At 37.9% G+C, this 21,321-nt stretch carries 24 protein-coding genes and 2 other annotated features; of the genes, 4 read left to right on the forward strand and 20 right to left on the reverse strand.

Annotated elements, in window-relative coordinates:
• Positions 1-163: 163 nt before the first annotated feature.
• The 3 genes from pheS to FCJ93_RS13895 all read right to left on the reverse strand — a co-directional run bounded on the left by pheS (position 164) and on the right by FCJ93_RS13895 (position 3,067).
• A complete protein-coding gene (gene pheS, locus FCJ93_RS13885) occupies positions 164-1,198 on the reverse strand; it encodes a phenylalanine--tRNA ligase subunit alpha (protein ID WP_095307782.1) in 1,035 nt (344 codons plus the stop codon).
• Between the two features lie 74 nt (positions 1,199-1,272).
• Positions 1,273-1,517, reverse strand: a binding site (T-box leader).
• Between the two features lie 217 nt (positions 1,518-1,734).
• Positions 1,735-2,484, reverse strand: a complete 750-nt coding sequence (locus tag FCJ93_RS13890) for a TrmH family RNA methyltransferase (protein WP_095307784.1) — start codon at positions 2,482-2,484, stop codon at positions 1,735-1,737.
• 64 nt (positions 2,485-2,548) lie between these two features.
• Entirely contained in the window at positions 2,549-3,067 is a 519-nt protein-coding gene (locus FCJ93_RS13895) for a GNAT family N-acetyltransferase (protein ID WP_095307786.1), read from the reverse strand.
• Between the two features lie 191 nt (positions 3,068-3,258).
• Between FCJ93_RS13895 and sspI the strand changes: the two genes are divergently transcribed.
• A complete protein-coding gene (sspI, locus tag FCJ93_RS13900) occupies positions 3,259-3,465 on the forward strand; it encodes a small acid-soluble spore protein SspI (RefSeq protein WP_095307792.1) in 207 nt (68 codons plus the stop codon).
• Positions 3,466-3,514: 49 nt separating this feature from the next.
• On the opposite strand, the gene FCJ93_RS13905 is transcribed toward sspI, so the two are convergent.
• On the reverse strand, positions 3,515-4,393 hold the full coding sequence (locus tag FCJ93_RS13905; RefSeq protein ID WP_137743963.1) for a LysR family transcriptional regulator: 879 nt from the start codon (positions 4,391-4,393) through the stop codon (positions 3,515-3,517).
• A 111-nt stretch (positions 4,394-4,504) separates the two neighbouring features.
• Between FCJ93_RS13905 and FCJ93_RS13910 the strand changes: the two genes are divergently transcribed.
• Together FCJ93_RS13910 and FCJ93_RS13915 are read left to right on the forward strand one after the other, a co-directional pair.
• Positions 4,505-5,593: a citrate synthase/methylcitrate synthase gene (locus tag FCJ93_RS13910; RefSeq protein ID WP_137743980.1), complete on the forward strand. Its 1,089-nt coding sequence runs from the start codon at positions 4,505-4,507 to the stop codon at positions 5,591-5,593.
• Between the two features lie 325 nt (positions 5,594-5,918).
• Complete coding sequence (locus FCJ93_RS13915; RefSeq protein ID WP_137743964.1) at positions 5,919-6,134, forward strand: hypothetical protein; 216 nt, start codon at positions 5,919-5,921, stop codon at positions 6,132-6,134.
• Positions 6,135-6,345: 211 nt separating this feature from the next.
• Here the strand turns inward: FCJ93_RS13915 and FCJ93_RS13920 are convergent, their stop codons facing one another.
• From FCJ93_RS13920 to FCJ93_RS13965, 10 genes are all read right to left on the reverse strand, one after another.
• On the reverse strand, positions 6,346-6,729 hold the full coding sequence (locus FCJ93_RS13920) for a VOC family protein (protein WP_095307798.1): 384 nt from the start codon (positions 6,727-6,729) through the stop codon (positions 6,346-6,348).
• A 224-nt stretch (positions 6,730-6,953) separates the two neighbouring features.
• On the reverse strand, positions 6,954-7,967 hold the full coding sequence (locus FCJ93_RS13925; RefSeq protein ID WP_137743965.1) for a zinc-dependent alcohol dehydrogenase family protein: 1,014 nt from the start codon (positions 7,965-7,967) through the stop codon (positions 6,954-6,956).
• 289 nt (positions 7,968-8,256) lie between these two features.
• Positions 8,257-8,733, reverse strand: coding sequence for a DinB family protein (locus FCJ93_RS13930; RefSeq protein ID WP_137743966.1), 477 nt, complete (start codon positions 8,731-8,733; stop codon positions 8,257-8,259).
• Between the two features lie 303 nt (positions 8,734-9,036).
• The gene (locus FCJ93_RS13935) at positions 9,037-9,597 is read right to left on the reverse strand and encodes an alpha/beta hydrolase (protein ID WP_137743967.1); all 561 of its coding nucleotides are present in this window, start codon (positions 9,595-9,597) and stop codon (positions 9,037-9,039) included.
• 379 nt (positions 9,598-9,976) lie between these two features.
• On the reverse strand, positions 9,977-10,717 hold the full coding sequence (locus FCJ93_RS13940) for an AAA family ATPase (protein WP_095307802.1): 741 nt from the start codon (positions 10,715-10,717) through the stop codon (positions 9,977-9,979).
• 80 nt (positions 10,718-10,797) lie between these two features.
• On the reverse strand, positions 10,798-11,397 hold the full coding sequence (locus FCJ93_RS13945) for a hypothetical protein (protein WP_137743968.1): 600 nt from the start codon (positions 11,395-11,397) through the stop codon (positions 10,798-10,800).
• Positions 11,398-12,201: 804 nt separating this feature from the next.
• On the reverse strand, positions 12,202-12,957 hold the full coding sequence (locus tag FCJ93_RS13950; RefSeq protein WP_095307806.1) for an SDR family oxidoreductase: 756 nt from the start codon (positions 12,955-12,957) through the stop codon (positions 12,202-12,204).
• 60 nt (positions 12,958-13,017) lie between these two features.
• The gene (locus FCJ93_RS13955; protein WP_095307947.1) at positions 13,018-13,308 is read right to left on the reverse strand and encodes an RNA polymerase alpha subunit C-terminal domain-containing protein; all 291 of its coding nucleotides are present in this window, start codon (positions 13,306-13,308) and stop codon (positions 13,018-13,020) included.
• A gap of 405 nt (positions 13,309-13,713) precedes the next feature.
• Positions 13,714-14,799 carry a M42 family metallopeptidase gene (locus FCJ93_RS13960; protein WP_095307808.1) on the reverse strand — a complete coding sequence of 362 codons (1,086 nt, stop codon included), beginning with the start codon at positions 14,797-14,799 and terminating at the stop codon, positions 13,714-13,716.
• A 66-nt stretch (positions 14,800-14,865) separates the two neighbouring features.
• The gene (locus tag FCJ93_RS13965) at positions 14,866-15,357 is read right to left on the reverse strand and encodes a dUTP diphosphatase (RefSeq protein ID WP_095307809.1); all 492 of its coding nucleotides are present in this window, start codon (positions 15,355-15,357) and stop codon (positions 14,866-14,868) included.
• A gap of 309 nt (positions 15,358-15,666) precedes the next feature.
• Here FCJ93_RS13965 and FCJ93_RS13970 point away from each other — a divergent pair, with 309 nt between their 5' ends.
• The gene (locus FCJ93_RS13970) at positions 15,667-16,077 is read left to right on the forward strand and encodes a sigma-w pathway protein ysdB (RefSeq protein ID WP_095307810.1); all 411 of its coding nucleotides are present in this window, start codon (positions 15,667-15,669) and stop codon (positions 16,075-16,077) included.
• A 157-nt stretch (positions 16,078-16,234) separates the two neighbouring features.
• Here FCJ93_RS13970 and FCJ93_RS13975 read toward each other — a convergent pair whose 3' ends face one another.
• The 6 genes from FCJ93_RS13975 to thrS all read right to left on the reverse strand — a co-directional run bounded on the left by FCJ93_RS13975 (position 16,235) and on the right by thrS (position 20,923).
• Entirely contained in the window at positions 16,235-16,807 is a 573-nt protein-coding gene (locus FCJ93_RS13975; RefSeq protein WP_095307812.1) for a TVP38/TMEM64 family protein, read from the reverse strand.
• A 111-nt stretch (positions 16,808-16,918) separates the two neighbouring features.
• A complete protein-coding gene (locus FCJ93_RS13980) occupies positions 16,919-17,212 on the reverse strand; it encodes a DUF1294 domain-containing protein (protein WP_373315016.1) in 294 nt (97 codons plus the stop codon).
• Positions 17,213-17,290: 78 nt separating this feature from the next.
• Entirely contained in the window at positions 17,291-17,650 is a 360-nt protein-coding gene (gene rplT, locus FCJ93_RS13985; RefSeq protein WP_095307813.1) for a 50S ribosomal protein L20, read from the reverse strand.
• Positions 17,651-17,675: 25 nt separating this feature from the next.
• Complete coding sequence (rpmI, locus tag FCJ93_RS13990; protein WP_009333215.1) at positions 17,676-17,876, reverse strand: 50S ribosomal protein L35; 201 nt, start codon at positions 17,874-17,876, stop codon at positions 17,676-17,678.
• 18 nt (positions 17,877-17,894) lie between these two features.
• Complete coding sequence (gene infC, locus FCJ93_RS13995; RefSeq protein WP_095307815.1) at positions 17,895-18,398, reverse strand: translation initiation factor IF-3; 504 nt, start codon at positions 18,396-18,398, stop codon at positions 17,895-17,897.
• A gap of 146 nt (positions 18,399-18,544) precedes the next feature.
• Positions 18,545-18,680, reverse strand: a sequence feature (ribosomal protein L20 leader region).
• Positions 18,681-18,988: 308 nt separating this feature from the next.
• A complete protein-coding gene (gene thrS, locus FCJ93_RS14000) occupies positions 18,989-20,923 on the reverse strand; it encodes a threonine--tRNA ligase (RefSeq protein ID WP_095307872.1) in 1,935 nt (644 codons plus the stop codon).
• Positions 20,924-21,321: the final 398 nt, after the last annotated feature.

Here is a 21,321-nt window from a genome sequence, read left to right on the forward strand (position 1 = left end):
ATATCCTCCTTCTTATTCCTTGATCTAATAAATCGCTCAACCTTTGAAAACAATCCAAAAAGCGACAAAAATAACTTGATTTGCTAAGCAACTATTTACAGAAGAAAATTTATTATACTAGTTATAAAAATATCGCTTTTTGTATTAAGCGAACCATTTTAAATTAGTTGAGTTTGAATTGCTTTATGAAACGCGTATCATTCGTGTAGAAATGCCGTATATCATCGATGCCGTATTTCAACATCGCAATTCGTTCTACTCCCATCCCAAAAGCAAATCCTGAATACTTCTTCGAATCAAAGCCAGACATTTCAAGGACATTTGGATGAACCATCCCCGATCCTAATACTTCAATCCAGCCTGTTTGCTTACAAATATTACATCCGTGGCCACCGCATTTGAAGCAAGAAACATCAACCTCTACTGACGGCTCTGTGAACGGGAAAAAGCTTGGACGTAAACGAATTTCACGGTCTTCACCGAATAATTTTTTCGCAAATAATTCAAGTGTCCCTTTTAAATCGCTCATGCGAATATTTTCGTCAACGACAAGGCCTTCAATTTGCATGAATTGGTGAGAATGGGTCGCGTCGTCGCTATCGCGTCTGTATACTTTACCAGGACATATAATTTTTACTGGACCTTTTCCACCATGTTTCTCCATTGTTCTCGCTTGAACAGGAGATGTTTGCGTACGAAGTAATATTTCCTCTGTAATATAAAAGGAATCCTGTGCATCTCGAGCCGGATGACTTTTTGGAAGGTTTAGTGCCTCAAAATTGTAATAATCCTTTTCAACTTCTGGACCTTCTGCAACGGTATAGCCCATGCCAATAAATAAGTCTTCAATCTCTTCCACAATACGAGTAAGCGGGTGATGATTTCCTGTCTGAACAGGTCTTCCCGGAAGAGTTACATCGATTGTCTCCAATGCAAGCCTCGCTTCAACAGCAGCTGCTTCTAAAGCTTGCTGTTTTTCCTCTATTTTGGAAGAAATTAGGTCACGTACCTCATTTGCGAGTGCTCCCATTTTTGGGCGCTCTTCTGCAGAAAGCTTCCCCATTCCTTTTAATACTTCGGTTATTGGACCCTTTTTTCCTAAATAAGAAACGCGAATGTCGTTAAGTTTCTTTAAATCAGCTGCAGCATCAACTGCTTGCAATGCTTCCTCCTGAAGTTCCTTCAATCGTTCTTGCATGTTTAAATCCTCCTTAATTTTTCATAAATTTCCGTTTGTCTGTTCCCCATTGAAAAACAAAAAACCTCTATCCCTGAAGGGACGAGGTTTATGATCGCGGTACCACCCTAATTAGCCACATGTTATGGCTCACTTCATTACGATAACGGCTTTTTAGGCCGATGCATCTTTACACGAAAAATTCATTCTGAATTTTCATGGTCCCGATGCCAACTCAGGAGGTGAACTTCACTTACTTTACCTATAAAAATGCTTTCAGTCTAAGGCATTTTCTCCCTCAATAGTCGAGTAAGTTACTTTTCTCCGTCAAAGTTTTTCATTATGTAATAAGAACAGCGAAAAACAGCTCATTCATTGCCATACAAACTGGAGGGGTCCGTTCTTCCAAACACAATTCATAGTTGACTTATCGTAGAGAGGGAACCTGAAGTTTGCCCGGCTTTGGCAGCTTGCGCTAGACAATTCTCAATGGAGAATTATCGCATCTTATCCTTAAATTATATCGCTGTTAATTATAGTACATTAAAGAAAGGGATTCAAGCCTTCATATAATAGAGCAATATCCCTGCTGCAACTGCCACATTAAGGGATTCGCTTTTCCCAAAGAGTGGAATGTACAAATTCTTTGTTGTCTTCTGCAACAGATCAGGATCGACCCCACTTCCCTCGTTGCCAACGAGAAGGGCAAAGGATGGGGAAGGGCTTATTTCCGTATAAATTTGACCATTTTCTAAAGATGTGCCATATATAGGAATATTTTTAGCTAATAACTTTTCCATCCATTCTTTAAGTGCTCCTCTTACAACTGGTAAATGAAAATGACTTCCTTGGGCTGAACGAATAACCTTTGGGTTATAAATATCGACACTCCCATGCCCAACAATAATTCCATCCATCCCTGCTGCATCTGCTGTACGAATCATCGTTCCTAAATTCCCCGGATCCTGAACAGCATCAATTAGCAAAAACTGCTTCCCTTTAAGTTCTTCAACCTCTTTCTGTGCCTCACAAAGAGCCAAGACACCTTGGGGAGTTTCGGTATCACTCAGTTCTCGAAAGATTTCAGGTGTGACCGTCGTTAAGGAAATAGAACCATAATCCATATGTGGAGGGAGCTCAACCCCCTCACATACGATGATTTCTAATGCTACATCAGCTTTAATTGCTTCTTCAACAAGATGAAATCCTTCGACTAAAAAAGTTCCTGTTTTATCCCGTTCTTTTTTCGTTAAAAGCTTTTTCCATTGCTTAATTTGTCGATTTTGAGCAGATTGTATATATTTCAACGGATACTTTCTCCTTTTAGCAATATGTAAGTTTCCTCATTATAGCCTAAGAATAGTGGGAATCTCAATGGTGAATCCATTCCTCCTTTAAAATAGCGTAATAATATTCATCCCACCACTCATTACCTGCTGGAATACATTTTTGAAAATATCCTTCCTTTCTCATCCCAATCTTCTCCATCACTCTTGAAGAAGCGATGTTTTCAGGTTGACACGTTGCAATGACCCTGTGTAAATGCATATCTTCAAAACCGAATTTTAATATTCCCTGTGCTGCTTCTGATGCATAGCCGTGATTATAATACTTAGGATTAAACACCCACCCGATTTCATATGTGTGGTCACCAAAATACTTATGAAAAACGATGTGTCCAATCACCAAATTCTCATCTCTTAAGACAACAGCAAACTTTTCTGCCGAATCACCCACATTCTTCTTTATAAAGTCTTTTGTATCATTCTCCGTAAAAACTCCTTCTGGTATATATTTCATCACCCTACAATCTGAAGTATATTCATGAACAGCTTGCCAATCATTATTTTCAAAGTTACGTATTAATAATCTATTTGTTTTGATATACATTTCATTTCCCCCAATTAAAACTAAATACAGTTAATTATTTCGATATTAAAATAAAATAACCTCTATAATTGTTGTGAAACATTCCATTGCAGTCATAATATTCAAAGTCGCAAAACCTCATCTTCTTATACATAATTCATGGCAAATTAGAAAATATATAAAGGAAGTTATTTTAGAAGGAGCGTGTACGTATGGATTTGAATTTACGCAATGCGATTATTCACAATGTATCAGGCAACTCCCAAGATGAATTACGGGAAACGATTGTCGATGCAATTCAAAACGGTGAAGAAAAAATGCTTCCTGGTCTAGGCGTTTTATTTGAAATCATTTGGAAAAATGCTTCAGAAGATGAAAAAGAAGAAATGCTCCAAACCCTTGAGTCAGGCTTAAAATAAAGATGAAATCCATCGGCGAAAAACTCGCTGGTGGATTTTCCCATCTTAATTATATTCGGTAATTGGAGAGAAATTCGAGAAACTCCTGTTGTTGCGAATGTTTATATTTCATAATGGCATATGTGTAGATGTCCGGTAATTTAAAAGAATGCTGATACACCTCTAATAATCTCCCTTCCAATAATTCTCTCCTAACTGTAGATTCTGGTAAAAAGGAAAAGCCTAAACCTTCTATAATAAATCTTTTAGTAATATGTGTCTGTGAGACTTTCATTGTCTTGATGACTGGATACTTGCTTTTCACAGCTTTAAGCAAATCCGCCCAGTAACTCGGATGATTATCGGTAAATAAATAATAGTTTAAAAAAAATTCCTCCTCCTCCAATGGTGGTGCCGTTTCAGCATCTCTACCATCATGAGGAACAATGAACAAAATGCGGTCCTTATACAGGAGTTCATTGATTAAGCTAGAATTTTGAACGTTTACACATGAAAGCCCCAGATCGACTTCATCTTTCATAACCGCTTCCTCAATATACATGGAATCAAGAATCTTAATCGCGATTTCCACATCGGGATGCTTATTTGTATAGCTTTTAATCACATAAGGTAATATTGTCTCGGCAATTAAGGGGGAAATAGCGAGAGAAAGCTTTGTCATATATCCTTGGCTAAAGGAATTCAAGTCAGCTAGCCCCTTTTCATACAATCTTAACAATTCCACTGCATGGTGATGGTATCTCCGCCCCGCTTCCGTCAGCTTGATTTTCTTTCCATCCCGCTGAAACAATTGAACCCCTAAATTTTTCTCAAGCTGTTGAATATGAACAGTAACTGATGGCTGAGAAATATAAAGTAATTCTGCTGCTCTACGAAAATTTCCACATTGCGCGGCCGTCACAAATGTATTTAACCATTGAAAGTCCATTTCGCCCCTCCTTATTAAAAAAAATAATCAATTTATTTATAATTATTTAATTATCTTAATAATAATTATTTTATACAATAAAACTAAAGAGGGAAAGGGGAAAGGTTAATGATGTACGAAAAAGGATTAAAAGGGGTAATCGCTGCTGAAACACGGATCTCCTATATTGACGGTCAATTAGGACGACTTGTTTATCGGGGATATGACATCCAAAAGTTAGCGGCTAATTACCATTTCGAAGAAGTAGCCTATTTGCTTTGGTACGGACATTTTCCAAACAAGGAGCAACTTTTCATCTTAAAGGAAGAATTGAAAAAAAATCGCTGGTTATCCGATGATCTAAAGTCGATTATTTCACTACTGCCTCCAACCATGGATTTGATGAGTGTGATTCGAACCGCTGTCTCTGCGGAAGGTGGGTATGGGGAATATCAATTTCCACCAACTATTTCCCAAGCAGTCAAGTTAACTGCTCTCATCCCAAGTATCATCGCCTTTCGTAAACGCAAACTGGAAGGGCGGGCTGAGGTTCCACCGCGAAATGATTTAGACCATATTGAGAATTACCTATATATGTTAACAGGTGATATTCCAACAGCTGCCCATGTTCACGCTTTAGAAGCTTACATGATTTTAACATTGGAGCACGGGATGAACGCCTCGACATTTTCAGCACGGGTGACGATATCAAGTGAATCTGATATCGTATCCGCTGTCACCTCCGCAATCGGAACGATGAAAGGGCCTCTTCACGGTGGCGCTCCATCAGGAGTGCTTGAATTATTAGATGAAATTTCCACGGTCCAAGATGCTGCAAAAGTGATTCGAGATAAGCTCATAAGAGGCGAAAAGTTAATGGGATTTGGCCACCGAGTTTATAAAACCCATGATCCCCGTGCAATCGCTTTGAAAGAAAAATTAATAAAGTTAGGCGGGCAAGATAAGTGGTTAGATTTAGCGATGGAGGTGGAAGAGAGCGCCATTACTTTATTAGAAGAGTTCAAACCGGGAAGGGCTTTGTATACGAATGTCGAGTTCTATGCAGCGGCAATTATGAAAGCCATTCAGTTAGAGCCCATACTTTTCACCCCCACTTTCACTGCCAGTAGAATCGTTGGCTGGACTGCCCACATATTAGAACAGGCAAGCGATAACGTCATTTACAGACCACAATCAAAATATGTCGGGTCATTTTTTTAATCCACTCCATTATTTATAGAACTGTAACAGGTTTCACAATGAAATCGTATATGACTTTTGCTTTTCGAAAATATCAGTGCCCTTATGGTAATTATAGGGCACTGCTCCATCACCTGAATAAATGAGTCTGTAAAGCCTTTCAGTTATACTGAAGGGGCTTCTGATTCCATGAAGACTTCCCCATCCAATAAAGCGGAAAGCCTATCTATTCCTATTGCTTAAACGCACGCTTTTTCCGGCTTTTTTTGTAAACATTTGTATGCTTCAGCTAATCTTTCATATAAAATGGAGCTATAAACTAAAGAATTGTTTAAGGAAGTGAAACATGATCCAGCTCTATAGAATTAAAAAAGGCGGAAAGTACGTTCATACTGTTGAATATGAATCTCAAAATGAAAACGATCCTAAAATCTTATATACAGAAAAAAAGGAGCAATCATTGGTCATTTCTGCGTTAGAAATCATTAAATATCAAAAACTCCTAGATAATGTCTTAGGACACGGCAGCTATATGCTAGAGTCTATCACCGACTTAAATTAAGCGTTTTATAACTGAAATTTTCCTAATTGGAGTGAGGGTGACTGTTGCTCAGATCATGTCCCAAGTCTTGCCTTACTAATCACAGGGGCCCTTTTCTCAAGATAACAATGACCATGCGAAAGAGAGAGTCTGCCAATTATCACTCGTTAAATCCAGTGAGCAAAAAGCTTTACCTCCAAATTGAGGTAAAGCTTTTATGATTATTGAATGATTACTGTTCAATCATCTGAATGAGGTTTCCGCATGTATCGTCGAAAATTGCGATTGTAACTTCCCCCATTTTTGTTGGTTCCATCGTAAAGCTCACACCTTTTTCAACTAAACGCTCGTATTCTTCCCGAATATCACCAACCCCAAACATCGTTACAGGAATTCCTTCAGCAAATAATTTCTGTTGATACTCTTTGGCAGCAGGATGGTTATTAGGTTCAAGTAAAAGTTCTGTACCTCCCTGTTCATCTGGAGAAACAAGCGTTATCCACCTATATTCTCCACTTGGAACGTCATGCTTTTTTATAAAACCTAATGTTTTTGTGTAAAACTCCAGTGCTTTTTCTTGATCTTGGACAAATATGCTGGTAACAATAATCTTCATCTATTCTCTCCTTTATTTTCTTATTTCGACTAGATCGCAACCTCATGATTGCTTACCATGATAATACTTAATTATAGCAAAACAAAGCAAATAGCCAGCCACACAGTCGGTCCTTCTAAACTTCTAAGCTCCCCTGTAACTTTTACACATTAGTAGTGGATATAAAAGATATTCCAAGCAGATGACACTGTACGAATGCACTACCAAATTCACACTTCCTCCTTTCAATAATTGGTTAACATCACTTTACCTTTAGCAGATTCAACCGTTTCAATCGCCTTTTTAATTTCCACTAGATGATAACTTGCATGTACCCTCTTTAAAGTTAATTTTTTCTCAGCAACTAACTTAATCACATTCTGAAAAGCCTCGTGCCATTTATTAAGCGGTACATTCCCGTTCCAATTTCGCAAGTGAAACATATTCGCATTTACTTTAGCTTTTTGAACAATTTCGGACCAATTAACCTGAACTCCTGATAATAATCCAATGGATAAAAAATGACCGTTTGGGTGTACACAAAAAGCTAGCTCATGCCCCGAGTTACCGCCAATAGAATCAATAGCAGCATCTGCTCCTTCTCCATTCGTTAACTCCATTACGGTCTTATGAAGTGAAGCTTGTGAGAGATCTACCACTGCTGAAGCACCAAGAGTGCGTAATCTTTCAGTATAATGATTATTTCTAACAACAGCAATCACTCTAAAACCTAGTATTTTCGAAAGCTGCACAAATATCTGTCCAACAGAGGAACCAGCCGCATTCACCAGTAAAACATCATTCGGCTTCAACTGTAATACTTCCGTGCAAATCACCCATGCGGTAATCGGGTTAATATAGAGTTGGGCTGCAACAACATCATCAATGGAATCAGGAACTGTAATAGCGAAATCCGATGCAGTCTTTACATATTCCTGCCATGTTCCTTCTCCACGTAAAGGCAAAACACGTTTCCCAATCAGCTCCTGGGAAACAAGTGAACCAACGTCCTCTACTATTCCAACCCCTTCATACCCAGGAATATTCGGTAAGGAAATTCGATGAGCGTAAGCTCCACTTATCGGTATCAAGTCGGATGGGTTGATAGGACGTGTTAACATTCGCACTAAAACTTCATTGTCTTTTGGTGGAGTGATAAATTTTGATTCCACTTTCAACACTTCGTTCGGACTTCCAAATTGATAAAATATCACACAATTTGCATTCAAAGGTATTGACTCTCCTTTTATTGAAATCATTTTTTCCAACATTCCGCTAATATCAACTTTATTGGTTCGATTTTTACATCCCTTATTCACTTCAATATAACTGGGTTGTCCAACAATTAGACTTACTCTGGTCTGAAAATATTCATTGCATTCCCATGAATTCCCTATATTCCCCTTTCCTTCTTAGGACACTTACGATGCAGCAAACTTTGAGCCAGGAAGCAAAAAGAGCGATTGAATCTGAACAAAAAAGCTCTACTTCTATTGGAAGTAAAGCTCTTTTTGATAAAAAAATATTAAAATTTTCACCGCATTCACTTTACAAGCTTTCTTCTTTTGTCGGACCCATTACACCAGGAACAGGTAAGCCAGCTTGCCGGAGAAGAACGGTCATCTGACCACGGTGATGGGTTTGATGATCAATAAACATTCTTAACAAAGCACCTCGTGGTGTTGGTCCCCCAAAACTATCAACCGTTTCAAGCAACTTCTCATCCGTCATATTTGTTTCTACGGCTTGTTTTACATCTTCAGCGACTTTTTTATAAGCATCAACGATTTCATTTGCCTTCGTTGGCACCACTTTCGGGTCAACTGAAGATTCTAATTTTATGCCAACAAGGCTCATAAAGAATACAGGAGTTGTCGTAAGATGCCAGCCAAGCCACCCAAGAGTACTATGTCCTTGCACGATCGCTTGATCCAATTTGTCATCTGATAATGATTCAAACACTCGAAGTGTACCCTCCGCTGAATGAGTCCAATCTGTTAAAAAGTCATTTACCGTTCTATACATATTATCACTCCAAATTATAATGTATTTTTTGCAATCATTTTCCTGTGCTTACTCTGACTGACTACCTCTTCTCAAATTCTCTCATGTATTTAAAAAATCTGCAAACGCATGCATTCAATAGCTCATGCTAGCCTTAAGTTAGCTTTCACTTTATATCGAAATATCCTTGCCTTTAAGAAAAAAGTGTATTTTTAAAAATCTCTGGTTTTTTTACGTAACTTTCGATGATGAATCAACAATTAGTGCAAATTATGTATTCAATTCTTAGCCAAAAGTTCGTTTCAGCATCAATCATTAACGGATTCAAGTACCCGATAAACTCCTTATATCGTTCACTAATTCTGTTAATCCATTGGAAAATAAGTGCTGTTTTCCTTCGAGCACTCGTGTTTTGCCATGTGGAAGCTTTTCTGCCAATGCTAAATGATGTGAAAAAGGTACAATTCTCTCATCTCGACTATGATATAGGAACAAATTGTCGATTTCACTGAGGCGTTTCTCAAACCCACTTTGGAAAAAGAAATCGCTCCGTTGCCAATCTTGATCAATTCCCCAGAACGGAGCTGAAACAACAAATAGTCCAGGAATTTTTATCGGATAAGATTCTTCGGAGAGGTATTTTAATAGAAAAGAACCTCCCAATGAATGGCCAATTAGAACGACCTCTCCTGATAGTTGATTGAATTCCTGCTCAAATGCTTTCTTCCACTCTACATATTTTGGATTCTCAGGAGTTGGCATGCTAGGAGAATGGAAATTGTAGTCTTCCTTAAGCTCCTTCTTCAAATAGGTAACCAAATTGGAACTACCTTGATTTTGACCTTGTGGACCAGCACTATGGATGAACATCACCGTCGCATTCATTAGACCCCTCCTCAATTAAATAACTGCAGCTAAAAAAACGTGAATCCTTTATTCAATGACCACCTGCTATAAATAGATCCCACTAACAAGATACTAACATGGTAACTTAATGATTTATGCTTTTTTATACAAAATTTCTTTTGGATTTAGAACCTACTACAAAATAAGAAAGTATTACATATTCTAAACCCTCTAATAATTCTCCATTTATCAACACAAGTGAAAAATTAAAACTTTTTTGAAGTTCATTTAAAGCGTACCCTCGTCAGCTTAATTCCTCACCCAATGGTTCTCTGACTAAATTATCCAAAAAAGCTAATAACATTACAGATGTTTTTCTCTAATGCTTTGTAACAATAATCGAGCAGCTTTCGTACATTTATTCTTCATCATCTCGAAATAATTCATATAAAAACTTTTCCCGTCTTGTCAAAAAGTTTAGTGTTAAACGATAATGCTCCGTTTCTTCATAGCGAATTTCCTGAATCGGTGATTCGTCAAAATTATAAATTTGCGCATCTGGATAACCGAGGAGGATAGGTGAATGGGTTGCAATAATAAACTGGGCATGATCTTTATTTACTAATTCGTGAATGACTCTTAAAAAGGTTAATTGTCGAGCAGGAGATAATGCTGCTTCTGGTTCATCCAACAGGTATATCCCTTCCTCTCCAAAGCGGTTCGTGAACAAAGATAAAAACGACTCTCCGTGCGATTGTTGATGCAACGATTTTCCACCATATCCTTGATAATGAAAAGTAGGATCTTCCTGGGCTAACTCATCTAAGTAGGAAGCAAAATGATAGAAACTCTCCGCTCTTAAAAAGAAACCTTTGTTTGTTTTCGGGAACCATGAAAGCCGGATATAATCACCTAAATCAGAAGCAGACGAATCTACATCATAATTATTATTCCTGCCGCCGCCAGCACTATTGAAACCACATTGATAAGAAATGGCCTCAAGTAAGGTCGACTTCCCCGAACCGTTTTCCCCGACAAAAAAAGTCACCGGATTGTTGAACTCTATTAAATTCGTATATTTTAAACTCGGGATCGAGAATGGATAGCTATTTGGATTTTCAATTCTTTCCCTCATCATTTTTACGCTTCTTAAGTACAAAAGAATATCACCCTTTTACTTTAACAATATTTGCTTTATGTTTTTACTCGTCCCATATGTAGGTTATTATCAGTTCTGCTCTAAATCCTAAATTCTAATCCAGTCGGTTGGTTAAATGGAATTTTATATTCTGTGAAAACCAGCTTGAACTTCGAAGGATCATCAGGCAAAGCAGGTGATACAATAAAAGAAAAGGCTTCATGGTTCATAGTACCTCCCCCACCATTCTGGCGGCAATCATGCTGAGTTTCTCCTCCTTCAACTGCTAGTTCAAAATAGGTATGCTCTTCTTTATGCCAATCCATTTCATTTGTAATATTTTTATCGACATTCAAATGAACAACACTTGCATTTTTAAACTGCCGGATGAAGGTTACTGTATAAAACTCATCCTCTCTTTCAAATGATTTTAATATTGGTATATTCTGTATAAAACCTTTTGGCTCCACCATAGGTCTATAGATATCTTCATGTTGAAAGTCTGTAAAAACAACATTTAAAAATTCTTCAAGTAAATGATATTTTTTCGACCAATCTGCGATAAGTTGTTTAGTTGGAAAACCAGGATTATTATTTGAAATTTCTTTGCGTTGCTGAATTAATCGGCAAATCTCATCATCAATTGCTTCAATTCTTTGATCATAGTAAGTTGATTCTCGTTGATTTGACATTCTCATCATAAGTACTCTCCTCCATGTATGGGTCATAAATTCATATTAGCATATCCTGCTAATAAATATTTTTATTGCCATAGTCCACTTCTTAAATATTAAAATCACTATTCTCCAATCCAAGTCCCTTTATAGAAATGAAACTGCACCGATATGGCAAAAACACGAACCATTGGTCCCGTCTCAGTTTGTCGACAAAATGCCTCAAGAATACTCCCTCTCGATGTCTGTTATTTTTTAACGGAATCGCGGTAAAATTCGTTAATTTCTCCTCCATATACTTGCTTTTTTAGTGAACGTTCGCCAAGCCTCTTGTTTTTATTCCTTTCGGATTCACTCGGCTTTAGGAATCAAGTATCTCCCCTCCAATCAACAGCCAGTACACCCACTTTGAAAATGCAAAATAAATCGTCCTTGACCAAACGACCATTTAGAAAGGAACGATTTTTTTATGTACCTATTGAAAGCATAAATGTACGTAAGCAAAGATAATTTGTGGAGTCCCGTCTGCGCCAGGGATAAAAACAGCCCTTGAATGTGAAAAGAAACACCCCCTTAACGCTCGAAACAAAATCGAATTAGAAAGTGTAAATTCAGTCTCATCTAGGGCAATCGATTTTTCCGTAGATTTTCTCTGCGGTTTCGATAAAATACATGTTAATGTTCATAAATTGTTGACATCGTGAAAGTACAGGTATCCGCTGTTTCTTCTTATTATCCATGAAGAGAAAAGCAGTTCGTTTTTCCCACTACCTTATATTTTAGTGACTTGTCGGACAGCGGCCTTTAATACAAGTAACTTTTCTCTTTATCCTAGCTCCGGATGAAGCCACCTTCAGAATGAATCACCTGACCAGTGATCCATTGTGCTTCATCACTTGCAAGAAATGCAATGGTTTGGGCCACATCCTCAGGCTGCCCAATCCGACCCATAGGAAATTTAGGTAATAGATATTCCCTAATTTCATCGTTCATCCAGGTTGAATCTGTCGGTCCGGGATTAACCGCATTAACAGTTATTCCTAACGGTGCCAATTCCTGTGAGAGCGACTTAGTAAAGGCAGAAATAGCGCCCTTTGTTGCCGCATAAGCAAGTTCTCCCGGCATTGGCCCTAAATCTTGTCCTGATGTCAAATTAATAATTCTCCCTTTATGTAAGTTTGATTTTTCAAAGCGTCTGGCAAATTCTACACAAAGAAGAAAAGTAGATCTCATATTAACAGCATAATGCTCATCTAGTGTCTTAGCATCCAAAACCAAATATCCATCATTCTTTGAATGAGCGGCATTATTGACAAGGATAGATGGAGATCCAAGTTTATTTTCCACAGAATGGAGGATTTCCATTGCCGCATTAACTTCTGATAAATCAATGTTTAGACTCTCATTACGGACACCCATATTGACCATTTCCAGTTGAAATTCTTCAATCCAATTCTGTTCTGATTTCCAATGGGTAAAGAAAATATCTATTCCTTGTGAAGCGAGTCTTCGGCAAATTGCCGTTCCTATATCTTTTGGGCTACTAGCTCCAGTCACTATTGCAATTTTATTTTTCGATCCCATCATTCATGTCCTCCAAATCTAAAATACCACAATATGAATTGGCAATCTTTCCGTTTGCCGCAGCTATTTTTTAAACGTTAACCCTTCTTCCGCTAACGAGGCTCTAAGCATTGGTATGGAAGCAGGTCCAATTCCATGGAGATTTAATATTTCCTTCTCGGTATGCAATGAAAGTTTCTTCAATGTATCTATTCCTTCGTGAAGCAAAGCATTTCTAGCAGGTGAGCTAAGTTTTGCAAGGAATCCGCTTTTTGGCTTATTTTCTTCATGACAAATTGGATAACTTTTACAATCGCTACTTTTGTAATATTGATGACCTTTTTCGCACACCCTTAAATCTTTCTCTGTCGTCAAAATCATCCCTCCATTTCCTAAAATAATTCTGTACTTATATTCAACAAGACTCTGCGGTTTTGCTTCCTGCGAGAACTGCTCGCTCCGGTTCAATCGAATTCTTATTCCTGCTTCTGCTTCCTTCAACGTCACTTGAGGCTAGGAAAGCAATCTTTACCTCGTGCTTTCACAAAATATGAAGCTCTCACTTGTAGACGAGTTATTTCATAAACAATAGTTTTGCTCTCATGAATACGTTCAAAATTAAACTACCTTAAGAATAAAATATAAACTCATCTCTTATCGGTACAGCCTATAAAAAGAATAACTTAAACTTCTTTCCATGCCTATCTCCCAACAAAAATAGCATACCAACCATCATAGAGAAAAATTGGTATGCTGCCTAAGTTGTTTAATATCGTTTTCTTATTCATACGTAATTTTGTTCACTGTCTCCGCATCAAGGCGTTTAATCACTTCTGCAATTAGTTTAACGGCATTTTCATAATCATCACGATGAAGCATCGCTGCGTGTGAATGAATGTATCTTGTTGCAACCGAAATCGCTAAAGAAGGAACGCCTTCATGTGATAAATGAATAGAACCAGCGTCTGTTCCGCCGCCTGCTACGAGATCAAATTGATAAGGAATGTTTAATTCATCGGCTACTCCTGTAACGAAATCACGAAGGCCTTTATGGGAAACCATCGAAGCATCATACAAAAGAATTTGAGGGCCTTTCCCCATTTTACTCATTGCTTCTTTCTCACTTATTCCTGGAGTATCTCCGGCAATCCCCACATCTACCGCAAATCCGATATCAGGCTTGATCTTATATGAAGCTGTTTTCGCTCCTCTTAAGCCAACCTCTTCTTGTACATTTCCAACTCCATAAACGATGTTTTCGTGGTTTTCGCCTTTTAATTGCTTTAAGACGTCAATTGCAATTGCACAGCCGATGCGGTTATCCCATGCTTTTGCGAGGAGCATTTTCTCATTGTTCATAACGGTAAATTCGAAATATGGTACGACCATATCCCCTGGCTTTACGCCCCATTCTTGAGCCTCTTCACGGCTTGATGCACCAATATCAATAAACATATCTTTAATCTCAACCGGTTTCTTACGCGCTTCTGGAGATAAAATATGTGGTGGCTTCGAACCGATAACCCCTGTCACATCCCCTTTGCTTGTCACGATCGTCACCCGTTGTGCAAGCATCACTTGTGACCACCAACCGCCAACTGTTTGGAAGCGTAAAAATCCTTTATCATCAATTTGCGTTACCATAAATCCTACTTCATCCAAATGGCCTGCCACAACTATCTTTGGTCCGCCTTCTTTTCCGATCTTTTTCGCAATCAGGCTCCCTAAACCATCAGTGGTCACTTCATCTGAAAATGGTGCAATATACTTTTTCATGACTTCCCGTGGTTCTCTCTCATTGCCAGGAATCCCCTTTGCATCAGTTAATTCCTTAAGCATCAATAAGGTTTCATCTAATTTAGTCATTATTTCGACTCCCTTAATATGTAGAATATGGATTCATTATAACGAAAATTCTTGCAAATGTACAAATTAATAACCTTCCTGTTGCCTCTTATAATTTACTTCATTTTTTGCAATATATGCTTCCTTTATTTCAGAATCGCTAAATCCAAGTAATGATGCTAATAATAAGTAATGTTCAAACATCTTTTCATAGCTGCTGCGTGATTTAACAGCGCGAAATGTATGGACAGATTCATATACTTTTAAAAATTGTTCAGTCAAACTAAGCTCATTTTGCTCCTGTGCGGATATGGTTTCGATTCCTGCAAAGCCACATTCAATCCCTAATGAAGCAATAAAATGTATCCCATCGACAAACTCTTCAAGAATGACACTTCGAGGAGACGGATCTTTCAAGCTCCAAAATTTGAAACAACGAGTCTCGTTGGCAAGCTCACCTAATTCAACTAGCAATGCCAGCGTTTTTCGGTCAAATAAATCTTCGTCTTCCAGCTGGTGCTGCTGCTCAATATGTTGATCTAATTCTTTTTGCATTTTAAAAATTTCTTTTAACTCCATCTATGTCCCCCACTATCTTTTAACTGTTCTTACATTATCGGTGAAGATAAGATGTTTGCTCATTTTCGTTCTAATACAAAATGAGCAAACAATTGCGCGTTTCCTCTCGCATTTATTTCAATCAGAACATTCCCTTAAGTATTGTTGAAAGCATAATCTCCTCACAAAATAAGCGTAATCTTCTATTTTCATAATAGCGAAAACTTGGGAGAAATGAAATAACGCATTCTTTTTTGAAAATATATTTAAAAAATGAAACCTTTTCTTTTCTCATTCGTATATAAGGCAAAATGAATGGAGGACGACGGTATGTGGATGATACGTTTTTTATTATTTGCTCTCATAATCTTTTTAATATATAGCTTGATTAAATATTTGCTTAATCCAAAACGAAAACTTGAACTTGCCCATGAACAAAAACGCTTTTTTTTCCTCGATAATAAAAATAATGTGCGAAAAAACTTCCTTATTACGTATAAAGGGGTTCTGTTTGAAGGTGAAAAATATTTAGGCACTACAGAAAATGCCTTTGAGGTTGTCAATGTATTTATATGGCCTCATCGCATTGCTTCTTTAAATGGTCTTGTTCGAGAGGATTTTGAGTTCATTGAAAGAAAAGTGCATGAAAGCTATCCTAATGCAAGCATCGACTGGAAAAGTCCTATTCATGAATTTATGAAAAAGAATAATCACTCTAAATCACCTTTTAGGGATGAGTAACTAACTTACATCCAAACGGTAGGCAAGCCCGAAAAATTTCGAGCTTGCCTACCGTTTTTTAAAGAAAATTCCCACGATTTCCCCATATTTAGGTTATTATCTGCAATTGCTAGAAAACCAACAAGAGACAGCGAATTTTCATTTTCAAAACCCATTTTTAAGCTGTCGCTTTAAAAAAATCACGCCATTTAATGACGGTCAATTTCTCCCTCAAAATATAAACAAAAATAGAAAGAGAAAACAAAATAACAACGATCATGGTCGGTGTAAAACGACTGATAAACTCACCAAAAACGGTATAAAAAAAAGCAAGAGGAAGATTGGTAAAAAAAGAAGCTTTCATATAATCTTTAAACCCGCGATATCGTTCTAATAGACAAAAACTTAGGAGATGGTAATGAATAAATGGAATCAAACGCAAAATCGCGACTTGGCCAGTCGTTAAATTCCGATATTCACCAAACCACTTTTTTTTGATATTACTTAGTTTCCCATGAGTCTTCGGCATTCTGTGGATCAATACAAAAAAGAGTAAACTGCTTAGCAATAAACCGAGTACAGAATAAAAGGTGCCAGCAACAGTTCCAAATAATACTCCTCCGGCAATACAAATAACCACTACTGGAATAAATAGAAACTGCCTAAGAAAATGTAATAGAATGAATGCAATCGGTGCTAAAAATCCACTTGTTTGTGCGATAACCAAAAGCATTGCGATCTGTTCTTCCATGCTACCACCTTCTTTTGTGTCATTTCCAGATGCTTGGGGTGTTTAAAATGGATATGTTATTAAAGCTTATCAATTTATTTTAGCTTTTATGACAAAAACATTGAATGAGCATTATTCAAAAAGAAAATATCCGAGCATCCCTATCTGTAGCAACGCCAATGCTGGAAACCCCCATTTAAACACGATGTGCTTTGTTTTATGACGAAACCAGTTCATTCCTACTGTCATTCCAAAAGCACCGCCTACTAGCGCTACTGTCCATAATGTTTTTTCACTAATACGATATTCATTTTTCTTCGCTCTTTTTTTATCACTATACATTAGATATAGTCCCATCACATTGATCGCTATTATGTAAATTATCGCTTCATGCATCACTTTCCATTCCTTTCTCAAAAGATACATAAAAGCCATCCTCTCACTGGAGAGAATGGCTTTATTGAAATAAGCGAGAGCGACAGTAGTCGATTTTCACTTATAAAATTATTTACTTAAGTTTTGCTTTGCAACAGATGCTAATTCAGCAAATGCTTTTTCATCTGAAACAGCTAAGTCAGCTAGCATTTTACGGTTAACTTCAATACCAGCTTGCTTTAAACCAAACATTAAACGGCTGTAAGAAAGTCCGTTCAAGCGAGCTGCAGCATTAATACGAGTAATCCAAAGCTTACGGAAGTCGCGCTTTTTCTGGCGACGGTCACGATAAGCGTACATTAATGATTTCATTACTTGTTGGTTAGCAACTTTATATAATGTATGTTTTGAACCGAAATAACCTTTAGCTAATTTTAAAACTTTTTTACGACGTTTGCGAGTAACTGTACCGCCTTTTACACGTGGCATTCTATTTCCCTCCTATATTCTAAGTTTACTTAAGATTGACTAATAAATTACGGATGCGCTTGTAATCGCCAGAAGAAACAAGAGTTCCTTTGCGAAGTTTACGCTTTTGTTTTTGAGATTTGTTCGCAAACATATGACTTCTGTATGCATGAGAACGCTTCAGTTTACCAGATCCTGTTCTCTTGAAACGCTTTGCAGCGCCGCGGTGAGTTTTCATTTTTGGCATTTGGAATTTCCTCCTTAATTACTTTTCGTTTTTAGGGGCAAGCATCATAAACATGCTTCTTCCATCCATCTTTGGATGAGATTCAACAGTCGCAACCTCTTTGCAACTTTCCGCAAAACGGACTAAAACACGTTGGCCGATTTCTTTATGAGTAATGGCACGACCTTTAAATCGAATCGATGCTTTTACCTTATCGCCTTTTTCTAAAAATTTAATAGCATTTCGTAGCTTTGTATTAAAGTCATGCTCATCAATTGTTGGGCTTAAACGAACTTCTTTAACATTGATAATTTTTTGGTTCTTGCGTGCTTCTTTTTCCTTCTTCTGTTGTTCGAATTTAAACTTACCATAGTCCATAATACGAGCTACTGGCGGTTTCGCATTCGGTGCAACGAGTACAAGATCCAAATTCACACGTGCAGCAATTTCAAGTGCTTCGTTTTTTGACTTAATTCCAAGCTGCTCGCCATTTTGGTCAATAAGACGAACTTCTCGGGCACGAATACCTTCATTCAATAACATGTCTTTGCTAATAGTTAGACACCTCCAAGAATTTTTACGAACACAACGTTTGGGTCAAGAATTTTCCAACATAAACGATCAATAATTGCACCGATTCCAAATTATCGCATGACTCAAGAGTTGAATCGCAGTGTTTACCTTAATTCGCAAATAAAAAAGTGTGGATGCATGAAACACCCACACTTTACGAAAACAAACGTAAACAAATAATTATGTTCGTAAAACCTGCCAACTGCGCTTTTGCGTCAATCAGGTGAGAAGCGGGTGCCTCTTCTTTTCCCTAAACTCGTATTCAGTTACCCAACTATTTTACAATAAACGATGCTACCTGTCAATGTAACACTTCTTGTTCCAAGCAACTATCTAAATTGCAATGACAAAAAACATCTTATCAAAATTTTAAGAGCTTGGCAACAACTTTTTTATTTTAACTGAATACAATGCTTTGTATTTTTTTAGAAATCGTTTTTATACGAGCCGGATGCTCTTATTTTAGGCTTTGTTAAATAGAATTGTTGTTAAAATGATTTTGGGCTTATTTCATCAACGGAAGGACTCAATTGGGTCAGCCCCACACACATAAAATAAGCTTATAGCCGTGCCACCTCTTTGTTTAACGCCGCCAAAAACTCTTTAAATGGAACCGTTTCAGACTTTTGCTCTCCATATTTGCGGACATTAACAGCCTTCTCCGCCATTTCATTATCTCCTACAACAAGCATGTATGGAATTTTTTGAATTTGCGCCTCACGAATCTTATAACCCATTTTCTCATTGCGGTCATCAAGTTCAGCACGGAACCCTTCAGCCTTCAGTTGGTCAAGAATATCCCTAGCATAATCGTAATGGACATCTGGTGATACTGGAATGACCTGAACTTGAACAGGAGCCAGCCAAGTTGGGAACGCGCCTTTATATTCTTCGATTAAGAAAGCGACAAAACGTTCCATTGTCGATACGACTCCGCGATGGATAACGACGGGACGATGCTGCTTTCCATCCTCCCCAACGTATGTTAAATCAAAACGTTCAGGTAATAAGAAGTCTAACTGAACAGTTGAAAGCGTTTCGTCTTTTCCAAGTGCTGTCTTAACTTGAACATCGAGCTTCGGTCCGTAGAACGCCGCTTCTCCTTCAGCTTCAAAGTAATCTAGGCCTAGATCATCCATCGCTTCTTTTAACATCGATTGAGCTTTTTCCCACATTTCATCATCGTCAAAATACTTCTCAGTATCGGCTGGGTCACGGTACGATAACCGGAATGTATAGTCATTAATATCAAAGTCTTTATATACTTCTAAAATTAAATTTACGACGCGCTTGAACTCATCTTTAATTTGATCTGGACGAACAAACACGTGAGCATCATTCAACGTCATGCCACGGACACGCTGTAATCCTGATAGAGCACCAGACATTTCATAACGGTGCATTGTTCCAAGCTCAGCAATGCGGATCGGCAGCTCTCTGTAGCTATGAATTCCTTGCTTATAAACCATCATATGATGCGGACAGTTCATCGGGCGCAGAACGAGCTGTTCGTTATCCATCTCCATCGGCGGGAACATATCCTCCACGTAGTGAGCCCAGTGGCCAGAAGTTTTATAAAGCTCAACACTGCCCATAATTGGTGTGTACACATGGTCATACCCTAAACGCACTTCTTTATCGACAATATAGCGCTCAATTGTACGGCGAATCGTTGCCCCTTTTGGAAGCCACAACGGCAGCCCTTGACCGACTAATTGAGAGCTTGTGAACAGGTTAAGCTCTTTTCCAATTTTGCGGTGATCCCGTTCCTTTGCTTCCTCAAGCAGGCGTAAATGCTCGTCCAAATCTTCCTTTTTAAAGAAAGCTGTACCATAAATTCTTTGGAGCATTTTATTATTGCTATCTCCCCGCCAATATGCACCAGCAATGCTTAAAAGCTTAAACTCCTTAATTTTTCCTGTAGAAGGAACATGAACACCACGACATAGGTCAAAGAAATCACCTTGTTCATAGATTGTTACCTTCTCATCCGCAGGAATAGCGTCAATTAATTCTAGCTTATATTCATCACCAATTTCCTTATAAAGCTGAATCGCCTCATCACGACTAACTTCCTTACGAACTACTTCAATGTTTTCGTTAATGATCTTCTTCATTTCTTTTTCAATAAGTGGAAGATCTTCCGGTGTGATAGATTGTTCTAAATCAAGGTCATAGTAAAATCCACCTTCAATAACTGGACCGACTCCAAGCTTGACATTTTTATATAAACGCTTGATTGCTTGGGCCATTAAATGGGCAGTACTATGGCGCAGCACTTCTAAAGCCTCTTCACTTCCAACTGTCACGATTTCAATCGCACCTTCCTCTTCAATTGGCCGACGAAGATCATACAACGCTCCATTTAGTTTTCCGGCAATAGCTTTCTTCTTTAGCCCAGGACTAATCGATGCAGCTACATCTTCAGTTGTTGTCCCAAATGGAAACTCCTTTACAGCACCATCTGGAAACGATAATTTAATCACATCTGACATTTTCTTTTCCTCCCTTGAGATATAAGGCTTTCTCGCATACCGTATTTCCTTTTGATAATCATTTCGCTATATCTTTGGAACAACTGCGAAAAATGCCGAACTTAACTAATACTTAAATATACATATCAGTTTAGACAAAACCATTTGCAACATAAAAAACCCGTCCCTCAAACAGGGACGAGTTATCATGATTAACACGTGGTTCCACCCAAATTCTCATTTTTTCAAAAACAGCGAAAAAATGACTTTAGCGACAAAATAACGGTTTTGACCGTCAACCAATACTAATAGCTTGGCTAAATTCATGGTTGAAGTTCAGAGGTGGTAAGCATTCGATTCGTATTAGGAAGATTCCAGCCTAGTCTTCCCTCTCTATTAACCGGTTAAAGAATACCCAT

The organism is Robertmurraya siralis (assembly GCF_005502275.1).
Classification (GTDB): domain Bacteria; phylum Bacillota; class Bacilli; order Bacillales; family Cytobacillaceae; genus Robertmurraya; species Robertmurraya siralis.

Excerpts from the sequence above, each read along its gene's own strand:
- FCJ93_RS13920 (WP_095307798.1), bottom strand. The coding sequence starts at position 6,729 with ATGAAGATTATTGTTACCAGCATATTTGTCCAAGATCAAGAAAAAGCA.
- FCJ93_RS13975 (WP_095307812.1), bottom strand. The coding sequence starts at position 16,807 with ATGGAAGAACAGATCGCAATGCTTTTGGTTATCGCACAAACAAGTGGA.
- FCJ93_RS13915 (WP_137743964.1), top strand. The coding sequence starts at position 5,919 with ATGATCCAGCTCTATAGAATTAAAAAAGGCGGAAAGTACGTTCATACT.
- rplT (WP_095307813.1), bottom strand. The coding sequence starts at position 17,650 with ATGCCACGTGTAAAAGGCGGTACAGTTACTCGCAAACGTCGTAAAAAA.
- FCJ93_RS13905 (WP_137743963.1), bottom strand. The coding sequence starts at position 4,393 with ATGGACTTTCAATGGTTAAATACATTTGTGACGGCCGCGCAATGTGGA.
- FCJ93_RS13925 (WP_137743965.1), bottom strand. The coding sequence starts at position 7,967 with ATGATTTCAATAAAAGGAGAGTCAATACCTTTGAATGCAAATTGTGTG.
- FCJ93_RS13945 (WP_137743968.1), bottom strand. The coding sequence starts at position 11,397 with ATGATGAGAATGTCAAATCAACGAGAATCAACTTACTATGATCAAAGA.
- FCJ93_RS13950 (WP_095307806.1), bottom strand. The coding sequence starts at position 12,957 with ATGATGGGATCGAAAAATAAAATTGCAATAGTGACTGGAGCTAGTAGC.
- FCJ93_RS13980 (WP_373315016.1), bottom strand. The coding sequence starts at position 17,212 with ATGTATCTTTTGAGAAAGGAATGGAAAGTGATGCATGAAGCGATAATT.
- FCJ93_RS13910 (WP_137743980.1), top strand. The coding sequence starts at position 4,505 with ATGTACGAAAAAGGATTAAAAGGGGTAATCGCTGCTGAAACACGGATC.
- rpmI (WP_009333215.1), bottom strand. The coding sequence starts at position 17,876 with ATGCCAAAAATGAAAACTCACCGCGGCGCTGCAAAGCGTTTCAAGAGA.
- thrS (WP_095307872.1), bottom strand. The coding sequence starts at position 20,923 with ATGTCAGATGTGATTAAATTATCGTTTCCAGATGGTGCTGTAAAGGAG.
- infC (WP_095307815.1), bottom strand. The coding sequence starts at position 18,398 with ATGTTATTGAATGAAGGTATTCGTGCCCGAGAAGTTCGTCTTATTGAC.
- pheS (WP_095307782.1), bottom strand. The coding sequence starts at position 1,198 with ATGCAAGAACGATTGAAGGAACTTCAGGAGGAAGCATTGCAAGCAGTT.
- FCJ93_RS13935 (WP_137743967.1), bottom strand. The coding sequence starts at position 9,597 with ATGAATGCGACGGTGATGTTCATCCATAGTGCTGGTCCACAAGGTCAA.
- FCJ93_RS13960 (WP_095307808.1), bottom strand. The coding sequence starts at position 14,799 with ATGACTAAATTAGATGAAACCTTATTGATGCTTAAGGAATTAACTGAT.
- FCJ93_RS13965 (WP_095307809.1), bottom strand. The coding sequence starts at position 15,357 with ATGGAGTTAAAAGAAATTTTTAAAATGCAAAAAGAATTAGATCAACAT.
- FCJ93_RS13895 (WP_095307786.1), bottom strand. The coding sequence starts at position 3,067 with ATGTATATCAAAACAAATAGATTATTAATACGTAACTTTGAAAATAAT.
- FCJ93_RS13930 (WP_137743966.1), bottom strand. The coding sequence starts at position 8,733 with ATGTATAGAACGGTAAATGACTTTTTAACAGATTGGACTCATTCAGCG.
- FCJ93_RS13970 (WP_095307810.1), top strand. The coding sequence starts at position 15,667 with ATGTGGATGATACGTTTTTTATTATTTGCTCTCATAATCTTTTTAATA.
- sspI (WP_095307792.1), top strand. The coding sequence starts at position 3,259 with ATGGATTTGAATTTACGCAATGCGATTATTCACAATGTATCAGGCAAC.